The 18,643-nt window shown below is 63.1% G+C and carries 18 protein-coding genes; 3 read left to right on the top strand and 15 right to left on the bottom strand.

Annotated features, from left to right (window positions below; translation table 11 throughout):
* Positions 1 to 5 precede the first annotated feature (5 nt).
* A complete protein-coding gene (locus MRBLMC3_RS13970; RefSeq protein ID WP_363829723.1) occupies positions 6 to 1,574 on the top strand; it encodes an alpha-N-arabinofuranosidase in 1,569 nt (522 codons plus the stop codon).
* A gap of 25 nt (positions 1,575 to 1,599) precedes the next feature.
* The gene (locus MRBLMC3_RS13965; protein WP_363829721.1) at positions 1,600 to 2,571 is read left to right on the top strand and encodes an alpha/beta hydrolase; all 972 of its coding nucleotides are present in this window, start codon (positions 1,600 to 1,602) and stop codon (positions 2,569 to 2,571) included.
* A 76-nt stretch (positions 2,572 to 2,647) separates the two neighbouring features.
* Here the strand turns inward: MRBLMC3_RS13965 and MRBLMC3_RS13960 are convergent, their stop codons facing one another.
* Positions 2,648 to 4,039: a sugar transferase gene (locus MRBLMC3_RS13960; protein ID WP_414714648.1), complete on the bottom strand. Its 1,392-nt coding sequence runs from the start codon at positions 4,037 to 4,039 to the stop codon at positions 2,648 to 2,650.
* A 277-nt stretch (positions 4,040 to 4,316) separates the two neighbouring features.
* Here MRBLMC3_RS13960 and MRBLMC3_RS13955 point away from each other — a divergent pair, with 277 nt between their 5' ends.
* Complete coding sequence (locus tag MRBLMC3_RS13955) at positions 4,317 to 4,718, top strand: hypothetical protein (RefSeq protein WP_363829719.1); 402 nt, start codon at positions 4,317 to 4,319, stop codon at positions 4,716 to 4,718.
* Here the strand turns inward: MRBLMC3_RS13955 and MRBLMC3_RS13950 are convergent.
* From MRBLMC3_RS13950 to MRBLMC3_RS13885, 14 genes are all read right to left on the bottom strand, one after another.
* Entirely contained in the window at positions 4,715 to 4,867 is a 153-nt protein-coding gene (locus MRBLMC3_RS13950) for a hypothetical protein (RefSeq protein WP_363737339.1), read from the bottom strand. The genes MRBLMC3_RS13955 and MRBLMC3_RS13950 overlap by 4 nt on opposite strands.
* 89 nt (positions 4,868 to 4,956) lie before the next feature.
* Complete coding sequence (locus tag MRBLMC3_RS13945; RefSeq protein WP_363737340.1) at positions 4,957 to 5,583, bottom strand: response regulator transcription factor; 627 nt, start codon at positions 5,581 to 5,583, stop codon at positions 4,957 to 4,959.
* Entirely contained in the window at positions 5,570 to 7,504 is a 1,935-nt protein-coding gene (locus MRBLMC3_RS13940) for a PAS domain S-box protein (RefSeq protein ID WP_363829717.1), read from the bottom strand. Before MRBLMC3_RS13940 ends, MRBLMC3_RS13945 begins: the two co-directional genes overlap by 14 nt.
* A gap of 260 nt (positions 7,505 to 7,764) precedes the next feature.
* Positions 7,765 to 9,225, bottom strand: coding sequence for a lipopolysaccharide biosynthesis protein (locus MRBLMC3_RS13935; protein ID WP_363829715.1), 1,461 nt, complete (start codon positions 9,223 to 9,225; stop codon positions 7,765 to 7,767).
* Between the two features lie 10 nt (positions 9,226 to 9,235).
* Positions 9,236 to 9,793, bottom strand: coding sequence for an acyltransferase (locus MRBLMC3_RS13930; RefSeq protein WP_363829713.1), 558 nt, complete (start codon positions 9,791 to 9,793; stop codon positions 9,236 to 9,238).
* Positions 9,790 to 10,320 carry an acyltransferase gene (locus MRBLMC3_RS13925; protein WP_363829711.1) on the bottom strand — a complete coding sequence of 177 codons (531 nt, stop codon included), beginning with the start codon at positions 10,318 to 10,320 and terminating at the stop codon, positions 9,790 to 9,792. The genes MRBLMC3_RS13930 and MRBLMC3_RS13925 overlap by 4 nt, the downstream gene beginning before the upstream one ends.
* 4 nt (positions 10,321 to 10,324) lie before the next feature.
* Positions 10,325 to 10,558, bottom strand: coding sequence for an acyl carrier protein (locus tag MRBLMC3_RS13920; protein WP_363829709.1), 234 nt, complete (start codon positions 10,556 to 10,558; stop codon positions 10,325 to 10,327).
* Positions 10,555 to 12,351, bottom strand: a complete 1,797-nt coding sequence (locus MRBLMC3_RS13915) for an HAD-IIIC family phosphatase (protein ID WP_363829707.1) — start codon at positions 12,349 to 12,351, stop codon at positions 10,555 to 10,557. Before MRBLMC3_RS13915 ends, MRBLMC3_RS13920 begins: the two co-directional genes overlap by 4 nt.
* 3 nt (positions 12,352 to 12,354) lie before the next feature.
* On the bottom strand, positions 12,355 to 13,572 hold the full coding sequence (locus MRBLMC3_RS13910) for a polysaccharide biosynthesis protein (RefSeq protein ID WP_363755886.1): 1,218 nt from the start codon (positions 13,570 to 13,572) through the stop codon (positions 12,355 to 12,357).
* Complete coding sequence (locus MRBLMC3_RS13905) at positions 13,569 to 14,759, bottom strand: glycosyltransferase (RefSeq protein ID WP_363829705.1); 1,191 nt, start codon at positions 14,757 to 14,759, stop codon at positions 13,569 to 13,571. The genes MRBLMC3_RS13910 and MRBLMC3_RS13905 overlap by 4 nt, the downstream gene beginning before the upstream one ends.
* Complete coding sequence (locus MRBLMC3_RS13900; RefSeq protein ID WP_363829703.1) at positions 14,756 to 15,490, bottom strand: hypothetical protein; 735 nt, start codon at positions 15,488 to 15,490, stop codon at positions 14,756 to 14,758. The genes MRBLMC3_RS13905 and MRBLMC3_RS13900 overlap by 4 nt, the downstream gene beginning before the upstream one ends.
* A complete protein-coding gene (locus tag MRBLMC3_RS13895) occupies positions 15,483 to 16,646 on the bottom strand; it encodes an FAD-dependent oxidoreductase (RefSeq protein ID WP_363755880.1) in 1,164 nt (387 codons plus the stop codon). Before MRBLMC3_RS13895 ends, MRBLMC3_RS13900 begins: the two co-directional genes overlap by 8 nt.
* Positions 16,639 to 17,616 (bottom strand): glycosyltransferase family 2 protein, encoded by a 978-nt coding sequence (locus MRBLMC3_RS13890; RefSeq protein WP_363737351.1) that lies wholly within the window; start codon positions 17,614 to 17,616, stop codon positions 16,639 to 16,641. Before MRBLMC3_RS13890 ends, MRBLMC3_RS13895 begins: the two co-directional genes overlap by 8 nt.
* 3 nt (positions 17,617 to 17,619) lie before the next feature.
* Complete coding sequence (locus MRBLMC3_RS13885; RefSeq protein ID WP_363737352.1) at positions 17,620 to 18,555, bottom strand: glycosyltransferase family 2 protein; 936 nt, start codon at positions 18,553 to 18,555, stop codon at positions 17,620 to 17,622.
* Positions 18,556 to 18,643 lie beyond the last annotated feature (88 nt).

Below are 18,643 nucleotides of genomic sequence, written 5' to 3'. Positions count from 1 at the left end.
CGACCATGATCAAGACCCTGCGCCGCAAGACTGCCGCGTTGCTCCTGTGTGCCAGCGCATTGGCAGCGACGACCGCCAGCGCCGATACCAACGGCAAGCCGACCACCGCCACCGTCCATGCCGACCGGCCCGGTCCGATCTATGACCGCCGCATCTTCACGCAATTTGCCGAACATCTGGGGCATGGCATCTATGGCGGCCTGTGGGTGGGCAATGATCGGTCGATCCCCAATACCAACGGCTTCCGCAATGACGTGGTGGCCGCGCTGCGCAACCTTTCCGTCCCAGTGATCCGCTGGCCGGGCGGCTGCTTCGCGGACGAATATCACTGGCGGGAAGGCATCGGCCCCAGGGCAAAGCGCCCGACCAAGGTCAACACCAATTGGGGCGGCGTGACCGAGCCCAATAGCGTGGGCACGCATGAATATTTCGAGCTGCTGCGGCAAGTGGGCGCGGAAGCCTATATTTCCGGCAATGTCGGCAACGGCACACCGCAGGAAATGGCGGAGTGGGTCGAATATATCACCGCGCCCGCCGGCAGCCTGGCCGATGAGCGCGCGAAGAATGGACATAAGGAACCCTGGGCGCTGCCCGCCTTCGGCATCGGCAACGAGCTTTGGGGATGCGGCGGCAATATGCGTGCCGAATATGCCGCCGACGTGACGAAGCGCTATTCGACCTTCCTGAAGGTTCCCGCTGGCAAGACAATGGTGCGGATCGCGTCGGGCGCGAATGGCGGCGACTATAACTGGACCGAAGTGATGATGCGCGATGCCGCCAAGCAACTGGATGCGCTCTCCCTCCATTATTACACGCTGCCGCAGGGTGGCTGGCCGCCCAAGGCCGACCCGGTCAATTTCGACGAGACCGCATGGGCCGACACGCTGGCCGCCACCTGGAAGATGGACGAGCTTATCACCGGCCACAGCAGGGTGATGGACAAATATGATCCGCAGAAGCGCATCTTCCTGGCGGTGGACGAATGGGGCACCTGGTATGCGCCCGATCCCGGTACCAATCCCGGCTTCCTGCGACAGCAGAACACGCTGCGCGACGCGCTGGTCGCCTCGGTCAACCTGGACATATTCGCCAGGCATGCCGACCGGGTGCGGATGACGGCCATCGCCCAGATGGTGAACGTGCTCCAGGCGATGATCCTGACCGAGGGCAGGAAGATGGTGCTGACGCCCACCTATCATGTCTTCGAGATGTACAAGCCCTGGCAGGACGCGACGGTGCTCCCGATCGACATCGACACGCCCTGGTACAACAAGGACAGGTTCGTCATGCCGGCAGTCAGCGGATCGGCGGTGCGGGCACGGGACGGCAAGGTGCATGTCGCCCTGTCGAACCTCGACCCCAACCAAGCCAACACGGTGACGGTGAAGCTGGACGGGCTGAACGCCGCGAACGTCTCAGGCCGCGTCCTGACCGCCCCGGCCATCAATTCGCACAACAGCTTCGACGCGCCGGAGGTGGTGAAGCCCGCGGCCTTTGCAGGTGCGCAGATCAGCGGCGGCGCGCTGACGGTGACGTTGCCGCCCAAGTCGGTGGTTGTGCTGGACCTGCAATGAGAATGGATGATCAGAGGAGGATGACATGATGCTTCTATCTGCCGGCGACGCATTGCGGCGCCCCTTCCGTTTCCCGGCGGCATGCGCCCTCGCCTTCGGCATCGCCGCATGCGCCCTTGCTGCTCCGGCGCCGGGGCAGGCACAGGACGACAGGATGACGCCCATTGCCGCCCCTGCCCAGCCCGACGCGATCGAACTGGGCACCGGCGCGCTTCCCGGCGCCACGGCAAAGGAAAGCTGGCACCGCCAATATGGCAGCCGCTTTGCGCGCAATGTCACGGTGGCGACATTGACGCCCTTCCTTCCCGATCCGGCCAAGGCGTCGGGCGCGGCGGTAGTCGTGGCGCCCGGCGGCGGCTTCCGCACGCTTTCCATGGACAATGAGGGCTATGACGTCGCGCGAGCGCTGGCCGCCAGGGGCGTTGCGGCTTTCGTCCTCAAATATCGGCTGCGCCAGACACCGGCCGACATGGCTGGTTTCGAACGGTCGATGCAGGAAATGTTCTCCGGCGCGGCCAGGACGCCGCTGCCCGCTCCCACCTCCGCGGCGACCGACCTTGCTCCGCAACTGGCGGATTCCACGGCGGCCTTTCGCCTGATCCGCGCCCGGGCGTCACAATGGCATGTGGATCCTGACCGGATCGGCATGATCGGCTTTTCCGCCGGGGCGATGCTGACCATGGCGACGACGCTGTCGACCACGGAGGCGAAGCCCGCCTTCGTCGGCAACATCTACGGCCCGCTGGGCAGCATGACCGTGCCCCAGGACGCGCCGCCGATGTTCGCGGCCATCGCCGCCGACGATCCGCTGTTCGGCAATCGCGACTTCAAGCTGATCGACGACTGGCGTGCAGCGCGTCGCCCCGTGGAATTCCACCTGTACGAAAAGGGCGGCCATGGCTTCGGCATGTATCCGAAGGCGACCACCAGCACCGGCTGGTTCGACGCCTTCGTGCGGTGGATCGACATGCACGGAATGCTCAAGCGGACGCGGTAAAATCGGGATGGAGGGGTTGATCTCATGCGGCCGGATCGCCCCTTTTCCTATCCTGAAATGACTTCTTGCAAAGGGATCAGAAAGCGTTTCTGTGCATCAGAATCTGGATGGTGCCGAAAAGGATCACGATGTCGCGCATCAGGCTCCAGCCATTCATATATTCAAGGTCGGCCTCAACCCGCCGTAAAATATCCGCCCGGGTTTCCGTTGCACCCCTGAATCCGCGAATCTGCGCGAGACCAGTGATTCCGGGCTTCAACGCATGCCGCTTCCAATATTGGTGGTCGATGCGCCAGAACAATATGTCCTCCGCCGTCGATCCAATGGCATGAGGTCTTGGCCCGACAAGACTCATCTCCCCCAGAATGACATTGATGAGCTGCGGCAATTCATCGATGCTGGTCCGGCGAATGATCCGGCCGACCCGCGTGGTCCTGTCGTCAGTGCGACTGGCCGACCGGACGCCGTCCAGGTCGCATCGCTCCGCCTTCATGCTGCGAAACTTCAGGATGCTGAACAAGGTGTTGCCCCGCCCGATCCGCTGTTGGCGGAAAAAGACCGGACCGGGCGAATCCAGCTTGATCGCAATGGCGACGGCAATCATCAGCGGCAACAATCCGATCAGCAAGGGCACCGTGACGATCAGGTCCAACAGTCGCTTCGTCGCCCGGTTCGCCAGGTTCAACGGCCCGCGCGCGACTACCAATGTAGCCATGTCCTGCCAGCGCCCGACCGTCAGCGGCGCCATGGATTCGACTTCGGGAGAAATGATCTCGCCCAATATATTTCCGCCCTTCAGCATCTGCGCCCAGACCACACGCCGATCAGCTGGACAGGCGACGACCACCCGATCGTGATCACGCAGCAGCATACCCAGTCTGTGCAGCATATAGGGGTCGTCCAGATCAGCGCGAAGACCGATGGCCTGCGCATCGATCAATGCCAACCGGCCCGGATCCTCGGGGATCGGGCAATCGTCCACGATCAACAACTCGGCAAACAGCCGATCCCCGAAATGACGTTCGATAAGACGGCTCAGCAGCAGCCGTTGCGCAAGCAGCAGCCCGCCCGCACAGCTCAGCCCGGCCAGCACTGCGGTGCGTGAGAAGGTCGAGGCGGATTTCACCGCGAACAGCAGGAGGAAGAAGATCAGCACCATGCCGGCGAAGGCCCTTCCGGCATTGCGGCAACTGGTCGTCGCGTTGGTAAGGCTGCGGGGGTCATAGGCCTGATTGTGGAAGGCGATGATGAGATAGGCCATGAGCAGCGCCGCGACAGAAGCGCCGCTATCGCGAAGCCCGACATCCAAGGGCGCAAGCGCCAGTCCAACGCTCAGTCCGCATGTCAACGCCACCATGTCCCACAGGGCAAGTGCAAGGCAAAGCCCGATCCGCACCGCGCGATGCGCCGTGGCGGGACCCCGTCCGCCGGCTGGACGGGTCGCCATCGCCAGGTCAATTCTCGACATGCACACCTCATTTTGCGCGCTCGGAGGGCTCTCCGCGCCATGGCACGCATTCGATCGAAACGCAGTTGTCGCAGAATATCCGTTCCTGCAACCGATCCTTGCCCCCTCCAAATCAGACATATTATCGCTTTACGTACAATCCGGAAGAATACAGAGGGGTGGACGGCTCGTCCCGATATCCATCGGTGCGTATTCCTGCGTAGATGACAGGTGATCACTTTCATCTATATTTTGTCTGAAAACAGCTTCGCGACGCATCCCGAAGAGCTGCGATTGGATGATGGAGCAGGATGGCAATGATTATCGCGATGGCAGTCCTCTCCGGGATATGGGTTCATGGTTCCTGCAATCTGTGGCGATTGCAGAACAAGTCGCGGAACATTGTGAAGGTTGGATGGCGCGATCGGCTCTTCGCGATCATATGGTTGCCGGTATCGCTTTATCTTCTGGTCATTTCGCTGCCCTATCTCACCTGGGATCTGATCAGGCGAAAGCGGAGAGGACGTTCATGGCGCCGGTCGGTTCACGCCAAACGGGCCTCGCTGCGGCTGGTGAAATCGTCTGTCCAGCTGGACGGAAAAAGCAGGAAAACCAGCCTGCCGCATGCCCCCAATGGCGGATCGCAATTGCAGGTCGTCAGGAACGGGGCAGCGCCCGACGATGCCCTGTTCACGATTAGATTGCCAGCAGGACGACCGCGCTGAACTTCCAGAACAAGGAGGAAAAGGCATCGTCGCGCCATGGAACGGAGGACGAAGGCTCGGCATCCAGGCGCGACAGAGCGGTTCGACCGAAAACATTGCCGGTCGAACCGCTCTTATGACTCATTCATCCGAAGTGGCGGCCGAACGCGATGCATTTTCAAGAAACTGCCTCTTCAGCGCAGAAAACCTACAGGTCGCAAATCGCCAGTCTTCTCAACAATCCAACTGCCCGCCGATCCCTGCGGCAAAGGCCACGCGCAACGCATCGGACAGGCTTCGCGTCTCCAGTTTGGACATCAGATTGGCGCGATGTATTTCCACGGTACGTGGGCTGATCCCCAATTGCAGCGCGATATGCTTGTTCGGCAGGCCCATGGTCAGGCCCGACAGCACGTCGCGCTCCCGGGGCGTGAGCTTTTCCACCATGGCCCCGGCGCGTATCGCCCGCTGACGGCGCGCACCGCTATCCTGGAACAGCGTCCAGCAATTTTCCACCGCGCGCAGCAGCGTTTCCCGCTCGAACGGCTTCACCAGGAAATCGACCGCGCCCATCTTCATCGCGGTCACGGTGGAGGCAATGTCACCGTGGCCGGTCAGCATGATGATTGGGAAATAGAGCTCCGCCTCGTTCAGACGCCGCTGCACCTCTATCCCGTCCATTTCCGGCATGCGCAGATCCATGATCACGCAACCCGTCGGCTCATTCGCGGCCGCAGCCAGAAAATGCGTGCCGCGCTGCCAGGTACGGACCGTATAGCCCTCCAGCTCCAGCAGGAAGGCCGTTGCGGCGCGAACGGAATCTTCGTCATCCACGATGTGGATCAGCTTAGTGACTTCCAATGGCGTTTCCCTTCTTGCGTCTGAGACTGAAACCGAAGCAGCTTCCCGTGGCGCTCGGTTCCAGCCAGATCCGTCCGCCATGGGCTTCGACAATGGTGCGGCAGATGGACAGGCCGACGCCGGTACCCTCTTCCTTGCTGCTGACGAAGGCATCGAAAATCCGGTCCTTGATCGCGGGTGGAATGCCCGAGCCTGTGTCGGAAACGAGAAAATGCGTAGTGAGGTCATCTGCCGCCGCGACCCGCACGGTCAGTCGCCGTTCCGGCTCGTCGCGCATGGCGTCGATGGCGTTCCGGCAGAGATTGCCGATCACCTGCTGAATCTGGATCGGATCGGCAAATATTGACCCGGTGTCCGGCGCGACCTCCATTTCCACGGTGATGTCCGCCGCCGCGGCCATGGCCGCAATCAGCGCCAGGCTGCTGCGCACCACATCTTGCGCATCATGAATTTCCAACAGCGCCTCGCCGTCGCTGGCGAAATCCCGCAGGCGGCGCATGATCGCGCCGGCCCGCACGGCCTCTTGCGCGGCAGAGCGGAAGATACGGTTCAGCTTCGGCCGGTCGGCCTCCTGCCCGCGCATCAGCAGGATCGAACTGCCCTCCATATAGGCGGCGAGCGCGGTCAGCGGCTGGTTCAGTTCATGCGCCAGCATCGATGCCATCGCACCCATTGCGCTGTAGCGGGTACCGTGCAGCATCTCGGTCTGGAGCAGTTCCAGCCGCGCCTTGGTCGCCTCCGGTTCGGTCAGGTCGCGGATGAAGGCAGTATAGTGCGTCTCATGCGCGCCCTCCATCTTCACGAAGCTCATCTCGATAGGAAAGTTGGAGCCATTGCGGCGGCGACCGATCAGCCTGCGTGGATAGGATAGCGGGGTATCGCTCTCGACATGGAGAGGCTCTTCGCGAACCTCTCGCGGCGGCTGCGCCCCGGTCAGGAGAAGATCGAATTCTCCGCCTTCCAGTTCGCGCAGACCATAGCCGAACATGCGACAGGCGGTGCTGTTCATATAATCGATCCGCCCCGAAATATCGACGACGAACACTGCATCGGGGGCCGTTTCCAGAATGGAGCGCAGTTCCGCTTCCCGTTCCTGCAGGGCGACTTCCTGCGCCCTTTCCGCCGTCACGTCGCGTACCAGCTTGGCGAAACCCTGGAGCCGACCCTTGCCGTCCCGCAGCGCCGTCACCACGCAATTCTGCATGAAGGCACTGCGGTCGTTCCTGATGAAATAGCAGTCGAATTCGCAACTCCCATGCTCCTTGGCAAGGGCGAAGGCTTCGGCCATATTGTCCCCCATGCCGGGAAGCTGTGAGTAGAGCAGCGATACGGGGCGATTCATGATGTCGCGGCTGTCCCAACCGGTGAAGCGTTGGGCGCCCCTGTTCCAGTGGACGACCCGCCCCTCCACATCGGTCATATAGAGGGCATAGTTGACCGATCCGTCAGTCAGCAGCTTCAACTGCTCGGTCAGCCGGTTGACATAGGCGCCTTGCCGCTCCGCCCGCGCGCGCCAGAAGGTGGATTTAAACGCCACCCCATTGGCCGCCACCATGACCAGCAGGAAAGCCAGGCCGTCCTCGCCGCTTCCGCCCCTGATCTGCACGTCGACAATGGCGTAGATGACCGTCAGCAGGCCGGCAGTAGTGACAGCGGCCGGGCCAATTCCCATCAGGGTTGCGACGGAAATCACGATCAGGGTCAGGATCGCATAGTCCTCGGCAGCCAGCGACGCGACCCCGTCGCGGAAAATCCAGGAGGAGGCGAGAAAGACGATGATCAGCGAGGCAATATATTTGCCAAGGCCGCTCCAACGCACTTCGACAATCCACGCGGCAGGGGTGAACCGCTGCGACGCATTACGCATGAGTGCCAGCGAGAAACGCCGCTGAAGACGCTCATCGGCGCCGGTTGCAAGCATAGTCTTTCACTCCGCGCTTATAGCCCAGAACTATTTCTTGCGACCTCGGTTTACCGTATTTATTGGACCCGGCCGGGATCGGCCCGGCTCAGCTCATGCATCATCCCATACGCCAGCCCCTTTAAGGGAAATAGCTTAAGGGAAATTGCTGCGTTGCAATGGTCGTAACAGCATGATCGGGGATTGCCTAGTAGGTATTGCTACGGAATTTTACATCTTTACGGCAACAAAATCGCCCAAGAGCAATATGCTAGCATAGGTTACACTGTTCCGTACCGCCCCTTGGCGAACATCAACAGCTGAACCAGAGCGTTTCGCCCGAGCAACAAAAGGGCCATGCCATAGGTCAGCGCTCCGATGAGGATAGTGAGGGTCAGGACTTCCGCCGGCGCCATCTCGACAAGAAAAGGCCGCGCGCCCAATACGCATCCCGCCATGGCTGCGGACGCGAACAAGCCCGGCCGAACGGCCTTCCAATAGTCCTTCCAGCTGATCGGCAGCAACAGGATCACGCCCAGGACGGAGAGCGGATAAAGCAACCAGGCGCGGAGCGTGAAGGCGGCTGCGATCGCGCCCGGCCCCTGATCCGCCGCCGCCAGGAAGAGGGTGCAGTTCACCACGGCATAGAGGGCGGCCAACCACGTCTGCCATTGTGGCTTACCAAGGGCAAGCATAAGCGATTGATTATAAATGCCGATTGCCTGGAGCGCGCCAAAGAAGCTGAGACATTGCATCACCGGCACCGCTCCTGCCCAGCGCGGCCCGAAGAAGAGATGGATGAAGGAATCGGCCACCAGCGCCATGCCGACGAAGGCCGGGGTGGTGATCAGCGATGTCGCGGAGACGAGCTTGAGGAAGGCCGCAGCCAATCGCGGCGGATCATGCTTGAGCTGCGAGAAGGCCGGGAAGGCGATCCGGGAGAGAGCCCGCGCCAGCAGCAGATTGGCCGCCAGCAGCGCGCGCTTGCCGACCGTATAGACGCCCGTCGCCGCCGCACCCAAGACAACGCCCACGATCAGCACGTCGGAGTTGGAATTGAAGAAATTGGCGATGCCCGTCAGCGTCACATGGCGGCTGTAAAAGAAAATTTCCTGTCCCTTCTTCCGAACGAAGCGAAAGCGCGGGCGCCGGGAACACCCCGCCCAGAGGATCGCAGTGCCGACCAGAGCGGTCGCCATATTCTGCATCACGAGCGCCGTCAGCCCATAGCCCGCCATGGCCATCGGAATGCCAATCAGCGCGCCTGCCAAGGTCGACAGGGTGGATCGCACCGCCAGCGGTCGCATCATCAACGCCCGGGTCAGCCAGGCTTGGGGCACGACGTTCAGCGCGGAGAGAAAATTGGCAATGCTGAGCCAGCGCAGCACCCACGCCAGTCCCGGCTGCTCCAGCGCCCGTTCCGCAACGCCCGCGCAGGCCAGGGTGAGCAGCAACAGCAGCGCGCCGATCGCGAAGGCGATCCAGAAGGCGGTATCATCCAGATCTGGATCGTCGCGCCCCGCGCTGACCATCGGGGCGCTTATGCCCGACAGCAAGGTCATCTGGAAGAACTGCCCCGCCAGCAGCGCCATGGCTACCACACCCAGCGCGGCGGCGTCGACATAGCGGGCTACCATCATGAACCCCAGAAACTGAATCGCCTGAACGCCCCAGCTTTCGACCAGCGACCAGGCCATGCCCGATCGGATTTTTCCGGCTATGCCGCCAGTGGTTGGGGACATGATGCTTCCCTTATCGCCTTATGAAATCGTCGCCCGCGCGGACATGCTTGACGAAACCCGCTGGATTGCCGCGCCAGAGCTGGCGGGCGGGAACATCCTCGAATACCACTGCACCTGCAGCTATCACGCTGTGATCGCCAATCGACACGCCCGGCAGGATCGTGGCGTGGCGCCCGATCCAGACGTTGCGGCCGATGTGGATCGGCCGGGGCCGTACGGCATGCCCCTCATGGACCGCATGGAAGCTGGTGTCGAACAGGCTCGCATGGTCCCCGATCCGGCTGAAGGCGCCGATCTCCACGCTGGCGGCGCTGAAGATGGTGACGCCGCTGTTGAGCGACACCTGATCGCCCAAGACGATCCGGCCGCTTCCAACGGCCTTCAGCCTGATGCGGGCGGGCTCGTTGCGCAAGCGCACGGCCTCACCCAGAACAAGTTGCCCAGCGAGATAGGGCACGCCACCCCGCACCCGCAGAGCACGGCCCCCTTTGCCGCCTGCCACCCGCAGACGCCAGCGGGTCCATCGCGCATAGAGGTCGTCGAGCCGGGCGGTGACGAAGAGCCTCATCGGCGCATGAACACCAGCTTGGCGGGATTGCCCGACATGACCGACATAGCGGGCACCCGGCCCGACACCACCGCGTTCGGCGCTATGATCGCGCCATCCTCTATCTGGCTATTGTCCAGGATCACCGCGCCCGCGCCGATCCAGACATTGTTGCCGATGCTGGTCGGGCCAGCCGACTGCACCCCCTGTTCGCGGATCGGCAGGTCGGCGCGGTCATAACGGTAATTGACGCCGATAATCGATACGTTGGGACTGATCAGGCAGTCGTTGCCGATGACGATGCCATGGCTGTGCCCGGCGATGAACACGCCGCAGCCTATGTCGGTCCGTTCACCCACCCTCACCGGCCCTTCGCTCGCCTTGATCTTCACGAAGGAGCTGATCTGCGACTTGCGACCGATCTTCAGCAGCCTGCTCCATTCCAGTTCCGCGCGCGGGCTGACGATCGCGCGCCCGACGAACAGATGGTAGAGGCTGTGCACGAAGCCTGGAATGGCGAAACGGCGTATGGCGACACCCAGGCGCATGGCGTCATGCCTCGCCCAATGTCTGCGACAATTGTTCCACCGTACGTATTCCGGCAATCTGCTCCATGCTGAGGCGCACGCCATATTGTGCTTCGAACGCCGTGATGATCCGCAGATGGGCCAGCGAATCCCAGCCGGGAACCCCGTCCCGGTCCAGACGCCGGTCTATCCGGGACGGATCGACTTCGATGATATCACCGACGAGGTTCAGCAGGTCGTCCATATCCACAATCATCATCTCGCCTCCAGCATGATCCAGTCGCATTCCCTGAACGCGACATCCGCCCGGGAAAGCGCGTAGTCCGTGCCGTCGCCGCCCTTGATGGCGGCAAAGCCCTGATCGTTGAAAAAGCCGCGCACCGGATCGTTCTTGGCCGTCGGAACGTAGCTGCCGTGCAGGAATGCGGCGTCGCTTTCCAGAAAGCGACGCTTGACTTCATTCATCATGGCATGTTCCAGGCCGCGGCCCATGGCGCGGCAACTCATCAGCAAATGCCCGATATGGAGCGCTGTGCCCTCTCGCCTCAAGGCGCAGATCGCGACCGTGCCCAATTCCCCGAAGCGGTCGCGCAGATCCGCAACGATGAGCTGCCATGCCGGGCCGGTCATCATCGCCTCCACCTCCCCCATGGTCGGGCGGCCGGTGGTCAGGTTGAACTGGTTGGTCTTGTTGAAAAGCTGATGCACTCTCAGCAGGTCTGCCGGCCCCGCGGCGCGGACCGCCGCGCGCATGTCAAGGTCGCGCAGATAATCCATCGGATCGCAGGAAGCACACAGAGCCTCCCGCTTGGCAGCCAGCGCATATTGTTCGGTCCTGGCCCTGTCCTCCGCCGTCAACCGGCTTTTCTCGAACCAGGGCAGCGCGTCCAATATATCGACAAAGTCGGACGGATCTGGCGGCAGAAGCACGGCATGGACATCCGGGCAATATTGCCGCACGGCCGCGATCTCCGCCGCGTTGTCATCCAGGAACACCAGAGCGTCCAGACCGATATTGAGCTGGCTCGCGATCTTCTCTATACTCGCATATTTGGTATTCCAGCCTATCGCCGTCGCCGCCATGTCCGACAATTGTAGCGGCATGTCGGTACGCAGGCGAAACACTTCCTCGACATCTTCCGGATTGTTCTTGCTGCACAATGCGAGCATGATGCCGCGTTCCTTGAGCGCCTTGATGCGGAGTTGGAAGGCACGGAACGCCTCACCCACCATGTCGCCGCGGCCGACGCGGATACCGTGCGGCCCGTCCTCGCCCACCACCCCGCCCCACAGGCTGTTGTCGAGGTCCAGCACCAGGCATTTGCGCGCCGCTCCGAGTGCGCCCACAAGCGCATGGGCGAAGACCGCGCCGAATTCCCGCATCATCATGTCGGTCCAGCCCAAACCGGCGAGATAGTGCATCCGGCGGTCTATCGCATGCCGCGCGCCGACCCGGCCCATCGCTTCGACCACGTCCAGCATCATCGCCCTGGGGCGCGCCCGCACGGCGCGGATCAACGCCAGGTTCAGCTCCAGGAAGAATTCGCGCTCGCCATATTCACTGCTGAGGTCCGCGACGCCCAGCGCGCTGGAAGGACAGGGGAAATTGCCTACCATCAGCGTCGCCGTGGTGCGCATGACCGCGCTGTCGATCCAACCCTCTATCTCCGCCGCCATATCGTCCCGCAAGCGATGACGGTCCTCAACGGAGAGTTGATGGAACCGTGCGAAGGCATCGGGCCGCATCACCTCCGTCGACAGTAGCAGAACGATGACGTGGGGATCGAAGCACTGCAGCGCCTCGCCATGCAGATCCTGCATATATTGGCCGAAGGGGCTGACATGGAATGCGGACATCTGGCCGGCCTTCGCGGCCTCCACACGCAGGAAGGGGGTGAGAAGGTCCAGCGTGACATTACCCATCAGCGCGACGCGCACGCCGGCCTGCGCCTCCATCTCGCGCAATAGCCTGCCGGTCTTGCGATAATCAAGCGACGCCGATCCGGTATACAGGGATTGCATCATCTCAGAAAAGCCCATTTGGGTGGTCATGTCTCAATCCTTTCCAAGCCGACGCCAGGCGAGGTGCAGGGTAAAGAGCGTGGGGATCGCACCGCCCAGCGTCGCGCCCCATAGCAGCCCGGTGATGCCGTAAGCGGCCCCGGCCAGCGCACCGCTAACCGTCAGCGCCAGACCCACCACGCCCCATCCGTTGAGCAGCACCAGATCGGCGGGCGATCCCGCCGCCGTGAGCATCGCTCGAGGGAAGGCCATGGCGACCTTTCCCACACCGTTCACGCAGGCGGCGAAGACCAGGGCCGGACTGATGGCGTAGAGGCCACCGGTCACCATCGTGGCGAGCAACGGGCCGCAGACGGCAAGGCCCGCCGTCGCCACGATGATCACCGCGAGCAGCGGCCTGGCCTCCGCCAGCACAATGGCCTGTCGGCGCGCCGGTTCCGCACCGATCAGCCGGGGCGCGAGGGTGAAGCCAACGCCGGAAGCGAGCAGGCGGAAGGGAAAAATCGCGACCGACGCCAGCACGCCGAACAACGCCAGATCCTTCAGGTCCAGCAGGATCGGAATGACGATCCGTTCGATCTGTAGCGACAGCGTGCCGAGGGCGACGAGGCCCAGCATTGACCCCGCCTCGCGCCAGCGCCGGGCGGGATGGCCGACATCGCCTTCCTTCGCCCTGCATCGCAAAAGACTCCAGCCGATCGCGCCGAAGACGATGTTTCCGGCGGCGAATATGGCAAGAGGCGTCGCCCCATGCTTGATGCCGAGAAGGACAGTCAGGGTTCCGGCAAGCAGGAGGATGAAACTGGCCGAAATCGCGAGCAGCATGGAGGCACCGGGCATCTCCCAAGCGCGAAGGCCGGTGCTGGTCGCCGCGACAAGCCCGCCGCCGGCAATTGCCAAGGCCGTCAGCCATGCCTCGCCCCGGTGCAGTCCGCCCAGCAGGCCAGTTACCGCGCCCACCACACCGCCCACCACAAGGCCGGAGAGGATGAGGAAAGCCAGCAAGCCCCTTCCCGCCCGCATCGGCCCGCGCAGGAACAACTGATCCACGCCCATCGGCGTCAGCAGGCCGAAGATATTGAACAAAGCAACCGCCAGCGTGAAACGGCCATAAGCCTCCACCGGCAGCACCCGCGCCAGCAGAAGCATGCCCAGGGTGAAGGCTGCGCCCGACAGACCGAAACCCAGCGCGGCGAACAGGCTGGAGGGTGCGCCCTTCACCACCCGCGCGCTGGTGCCGATGGCCGTCATGCGGCCTCCAGCGCCGTGGGCGAAGGGGGTGTCGTGACATCTGACGAAAGCACGGCATAGGCGCTCCGCAGCCGCTCGACGAAGGCGGCATGGCCATAGTCGAGCCGAGCCCTTGTGGCCGCCGCCTTCCCCAGACCCTCTCTCAGCGCGTCGTCAGCGCAGAGCCGTCGCAGCCCTTCCGCCATGTCCTGCGGCGTTACCGGTGTCAGCATGGCGCAACGACCATCCAGAACCTGGGAATGGCTTTCGATATCGGTTGCCAGCAGCGCCCTGCCCGACGCCATATAGGAGAAGATCTTCATCGGCGTGTTCCGGCCCTTCAGGCGCGGCGAGCAGAGGATGTCCGCCTGCGCCAGATAGTGGCTGAGGCCATCCAGCGGGCGCGGCCCCAGCAGATGCACGTCGCCTTCCAGCCCGCGTTGCAAGGCGAATTGCCGATGCTGCGCGACATGGTCCGCCTGGCCGCCTATCACGACCAGCGCGGGGCGCTCAACAGGCGCAAGGGCCGCCATCGCTTCGATCAGCAGGCGGACACCCTGATAGGATTCCAGATTGCCGACATAGAGCGCGAGCGGACGATCCTTCGCATAGAGGCGCAGATCTTCGACGGGTGCTGCAGCGGCGGGTCCTTCCATCGCGACGTCGGGCAGCAGATGGATGCGCCCGGGGGCTGCGAAGCGGCTGGCGCTTTGCAGGATGGCGGGGCAGACGGCGATCACCAGATCGCTGCGGCGGAAGACGAATTGCTCGCATCGCTCGACGATCCAGGCGAGGACGCCGGCTCCGGGCCATTTCTCGACGATCTGCTCGCTCAGGATCGAGTCCGCATCATAGACGAGGCAGGTTCCGAAGAGCCGGGACAGGGGCAGCGCGAAGAAGGCCGCCTCCTCGACAGCGTGGATCACATGATGGCGATAGCGCCGAAGCAGGCCGATCGCGGTGAAGAGCATCCAGAAATCGCAGGCGAGCTTCTTGAGCGAAAAGCCGATCGGGACATTCCGCACCCCCGGCGGAGCCGCGATGCGGTGATGCCGCACGCCGGGCATCGGCACGTCGCGCCCCTCATGGAAGCTCAACAGATCAACGTCATGTCCCTGCGCAGCCAAGGCTTCGGCTGCCATTCGCACGGCAATGGGCGTGCCGCGCTCCTCGTAAAAGGGCTGTGGCGCCAGCATCAATATCTTCATGAGGCCATTCTCAAGCGGAACTGGTTGCCGAGGAAATGCAACGGCCCGGCGAGCGCACCATAATGCCGCGCCTGCCTGCCGGTCGAGCGGATCAGCAGGCGCAGGTCGCGGCCGGGACGATCGGCCGAAAGCCTGCCCTGCACCATGGTCCCGAAAGTACCGATCCGCCGGGCATCGCCCCTCAACGGCAAGGGGTCCGATCCGCGCAGCACCGTCCGATGGCGGAAGCGACGCTCCGGCCAGAAAGCAGGACGCCCGCCATTGTCGCCCAACAGCAGTCGCTCCTCCGAATCTCCGGCCAGCAGCCTGTCGACCAGCCGCCCTCGCGCACCGGCCCATTTGCCGACCCCCCAGGGAAGGATGATCAGCGCGTCCGCAGCGTCCATCGCCTCGATCAATTGTTCGGCCGGCGCGCCATCGGCAAAGTCGGCGGCCGTAGCCAGCGCCAGCATCTCGAGCCTTTCGGCGCTGACGACCTGCCTTCCGGCCAGCACCAGCAGGTCGGCCGAACCGGTTTCCAGCCAGAGGCTTTCCGGTTCCGCCGTGGTCCGCGCCGATGCCTTCAACGTTCCGAACGCATCGCACCCCTGTTGCTCCGCCAGCATGAAGACAGCCAGGCAATCCTTCCCACCCGCCGCCGCCATCATGCGTTCATGCGCCTGCATCAACCTGTCCCATGGGTCGTCGCCGGGATGCAGATGGACGTGCGCGTCGATCATCAGTTCAGGCATGACGCGGTCGCCATCCGCCGGTTTGCGGCAAGAGCGCGGCGGGCCACAGGCGGCGCGCCACCTGTTCGCTCAGCAGCGGCGCGGTGGTCAGCTTGCCGCCCAATAGCATATGATAGCCCTCCGGCCCGGGACGCAAATGCCGGTCTCCGGGATGAAGCGCCCGCCCGCTGCCGTCACGATCCGGCAGCAGACCGGCATAGATGGCCAGCACCGATCCTTCGTCCAGTTCAAGGTTCGGAAGGCATTGGCGAATGGATGCGAGGGCGGACCGGACATCCTCCGCCGTCGGTTGAGGCGAAAGGCTGCCGGGTCCGGGACGGTAGAAAGTGCCGACCAGCGTCGCTGCGCCATAGCGGCGAAAGAAGAAGCTGCGGCCGCGGCCGGGCGTAGGCGACAGGGCATAGGCGTCGCTGGCGGGGGGCGCGGGAATGTCCATCAGCAGGTTGAAGGCGAGGACCGCCGCGCTCGGCACCCGGCGCGCCGGACCGAGGCAGCGCCCCGCTTGCGCGCCACCGCAATCGAATAGCAGGTCGGCAGCGATCCTCTGCTCCCGCCCGTCCTTCACGTTCCGCAACTGGACGGCCCGGACGCCTCCGCCCTGCTCGATCAGGCCGGTTATCTCAGTGGAGCGCAGGACGACGCCGCCGCGCTGCTCCACCTCAGCCAGCATTTCCCTCAGCAACGCGGGCGGGTTCAGCAACTGCGCATCATACCAGACCGCGCCGCCCAGCAGACCGTGAGTCGCGACATCATAGGCCTGCAAGACCTCCTGCCGCGAACAGGCCCCGTCTTTGGGAAGCGGCACATGCTGGCCGAGTGCCGTTCGCAGCATATGGTCAAGTCCTCGCGCGAGGGCGAACAGGCGGGGCGACCGGGGGGTGCCGTCATAGAGCGGCATCACACAGCGCAGTGGCCGGACCTGATGCGGATAGCGGTCGATATACCAGTTCTGCGCGCGGCGGCTGCGCACCCAGCGGGGGATGTTCATCGACTGGAGGTAACGCAACCCGCCATGGATGATGCCATAGCTGTTGACGGACGCGCCGGAGGGATGATCATCCCGATCGACCAGGACCGGGCACACGCCCCGTTCGAGCGCGGCCAGTGCCAGCGTGGTGCCCTGGATGCCTGCCCCTATTATTATGGTTTCAGGCATCGGCGGACACATGCTCCACGATCTTTTCGACACGATAATGCTGCTTGCCGTCGCCGCGGGTGAAGATGACGATCTCCGCGATCAGGCCGATCGCCGCGATCTGGATGCCCAGCACCAGCAGCAGCACGACCAGCACCAGCAATGGCCGGTCACTCAGCGGAATATTGCTGACCTCCCGCTGGAACAGCAGGAAAGCCATCAGGGCCAGGCTACACAGGATCGACGCCGCGCCCACAGTGCCGAAGAAGCGGAATGGACGTTGCATGAAACGGACGAGGAAGCCGACGGCCAGCAGGTCCATCATCACGTCGAAATAGACGCCCGGCTTATGCTGCGGCCGGCCCGCGTCGCTTTCCGCCTGAGGCAAGGTGAGTTGGACGACCTTGAAGCCATGCACCTCCGCCAGCAGGGGCAGGAAGCGCTGCTTTTCATCCTGGATCGGAATCTCGTCGAACACACTCCGATGGACGGCGCGGACGAGGCAACCTGGATCATCATATTTGGCCCCGGCGAAGCGCGCCATCTTCTGAAAACCCCAGCCGCGCAGCCGGTTGAACATGGCATCCGCCCGCCTGTCGCGACGGGCGGCGACGACGTCGGCTTCGTCCAGATGGTCCAGAAGTTCGGAGATCGCCGCGCCACCGATCTGGAAATAGGCGGGCAGGAACAGCAGGTGTCGTCCGGTCGACTGGCGGATACCTTCGCGCAGGCAGGCCGATTCGCCGAACTCCCGGCCGAAGCGGATGATCTCTATGGGTTCGCCGTCGCGCTGCAATTGCTCCAGCGTGGAGACTGGGTAATCCGGCTGTCCATCGACGACGAAAATGAACTCATAACTTTTCCCCGAGGCCACGATTCTATCCCGATATTCACCGTAGACGCTTGCAACATCATCGAAACGCTTGAGGACAGGGACGATGACAGAGATGTCCATGACTTTGACCAGATCCAGCTTTGCCGTGGCAACCATTGCTCAATTCCCCGATTTGATTTGGGTCGACAGTTTCGCGCCTAGCGACGCAAAATCGGAAACATTCCCGGTCAGGCTGGCGAGCATCTGTCCGATCACCGCCCAACCCAGCAGGAACAGCGCCAGCGACAGCCAGAGTACGCCAATCGCCAGCATCGGCAGTGCCAGCCCCTCGCCCCAGATCGCTACCGCGACGGACAGCAGGCCAAGCAGGGTGATGCCGACTATCATGTGCCGCGGCCATGCCATGGGCCGCCGCACGAAGCTAAGCAGGATGCGGATCGAAACGATGTCCAGCATCACCTTATAAATCCGCGAGAAGCCATATTTGGAGACGCCGAACTGACGCGGATGGTGCCGGACTTCGATCTGCGCCAGCCGCGCACCGGCAAGGCGCGATAGGGCCGGAATGAAGCGGTGCATCTCTCCATACATGGGCAAGCACTTGATGAGGATGCTGCGGAAGGCCTTCAGCGAACAGCCGCTATCCCGTACCGCCACGCCCATCAGCCGGGCCATGATGCGGTTGGCGCATTTCGATACGAAGACGCGCAGCCCGCCATCCTGTCGCTTCCTGCGCCAGCCGACGACGATGTCATGCCCGGCGTGGATCAGCTCGACCATGCGCGGTATGTCCAACGGGTCGTTCTGCAGGTCGCCGTCCATCGTGACAATGATGTCGCCGCGGGCATTCTGGATACCGGCCGCCATCGCCGCGGTCTGGCCGTAATTGCCGCGGAATTTTACTATGCGCACACGCCTGTCCCGCTCGACAACTTCCGCGGCGCGGACAAATGTCGCATCCCTGCTTCCGTCGTCAACCAGCACGACTTCATAGCTGGGTTGAAAATCCGCCAATGCATGGCTGATCGCTTCATGCAAGAGCCCTATATTGTCCTCTTCATTATAAAGAGGGACGACAATAGAAACATCGACCATGCGTTCATTCCTACAATATTATAAAATATTGCCGGCGATGCCCTCAAGATTTCCACAATCGGGTTCCACGCCAATCGATTCCGCGACC

The sequence above is a fragment of the Sphingobium sp. LMC3-1-1.1 genome, assembly GCF_040676285.1.
Taxonomy (GTDB): Bacteria; Pseudomonadota; Alphaproteobacteria; order Sphingomonadales; family Sphingomonadaceae; genus Sphingobium.
The sequence above is the reverse complement of the archived record's forward strand: the minus strand, read 5'-3'. Positions and strand labels throughout refer to the sequence as shown.

Excerpts from the sequence above, each read along its gene's own strand:
- MRBLMC3_RS13970 (WP_363829723.1), top strand. The coding sequence starts at position 6 with ATGATCAAGACCCTGCGCCGCAAGACTGCCGCGTTGCTCCTGTGTGCC.
- MRBLMC3_RS13965 (WP_363829721.1), top strand. The coding sequence starts at position 1,600 with ATGATGCTTCTATCTGCCGGCGACGCATTGCGGCGCCCCTTCCGTTTC.
- MRBLMC3_RS13960 (WP_414714648.1), bottom strand. The coding sequence starts at position 4,039 with ATGTCGAGAATTGACCTGGCGATGGCGACCCGTCCAGCCGGCGGACGG.
- MRBLMC3_RS13955 (WP_363829719.1), top strand. The coding sequence starts at position 4,317 with ATGATGGAGCAGGATGGCAATGATTATCGCGATGGCAGTCCTCTCCGG.
- MRBLMC3_RS13950 (WP_363737339.1), bottom strand. The coding sequence starts at position 4,867 with ATGAGTCATAAGAGCGGTTCGACCGGCAATGTTTTCGGTCGAACCGCT.
- MRBLMC3_RS13940 (WP_363829717.1), bottom strand. The coding sequence starts at position 7,504 with ATGCTTGCAACCGGCGCCGATGAGCGTCTTCAGCGGCGTTTCTCGCTG.
- MRBLMC3_RS13935 (WP_363829715.1), bottom strand. The coding sequence starts at position 9,225 with ATGTCCCCAACCACTGGCGGCATAGCCGGAAAAATCCGATCGGGCATG.
- MRBLMC3_RS13930 (WP_363829713.1), bottom strand. The coding sequence starts at position 9,793 with ATGAGGCTCTTCGTCACCGCCCGGCTCGACGACCTCTATGCGCGATGG.
- MRBLMC3_RS13925 (WP_363829711.1), bottom strand. The coding sequence starts at position 10,320 with ATGCGCCTGGGTGTCGCCATACGCCGTTTCGCCATTCCAGGCTTCGTG.
- MRBLMC3_RS13920 (WP_363829709.1), bottom strand. The coding sequence starts at position 10,558 with ATGATGATTGTGGATATGGACGACCTGCTGAACCTCGTCGGTGATATC.
- MRBLMC3_RS13915 (WP_363829707.1), bottom strand. The coding sequence starts at position 12,351 with ATGACCACCCAAATGGGCTTTTCTGAGATGATGCAATCCCTGTATACC.
- MRBLMC3_RS13910 (WP_363755886.1), bottom strand. The coding sequence starts at position 13,572 with ATGACGGCCATCGGCACCAGCGCGCGGGTGGTGAAGGGCGCACCCTCC.
- MRBLMC3_RS13905 (WP_363829705.1), bottom strand. The coding sequence starts at position 14,759 with ATGAAGATATTGATGCTGGCGCCACAGCCCTTTTACGAGGAGCGCGGC.
- MRBLMC3_RS13900 (WP_363829703.1), bottom strand. The coding sequence starts at position 15,490 with ATGCCTGAACTGATGATCGACGCGCACGTCCATCTGCATCCCGGCGAC.
- MRBLMC3_RS13895 (WP_363755880.1), bottom strand. The coding sequence starts at position 16,646 with ATGCCTGAAACCATAATAATAGGGGCAGGCATCCAGGGCACCACGCTG.
- MRBLMC3_RS13890 (WP_363737351.1), bottom strand. The coding sequence starts at position 17,616 with ATGGTTGCCACGGCAAAGCTGGATCTGGTCAAAGTCATGGACATCTCT.
- MRBLMC3_RS13885 (WP_363737352.1), bottom strand. The coding sequence starts at position 18,555 with ATGGTCGATGTTTCTATTGTCGTCCCTCTTTATAATGAAGAGGACAAT.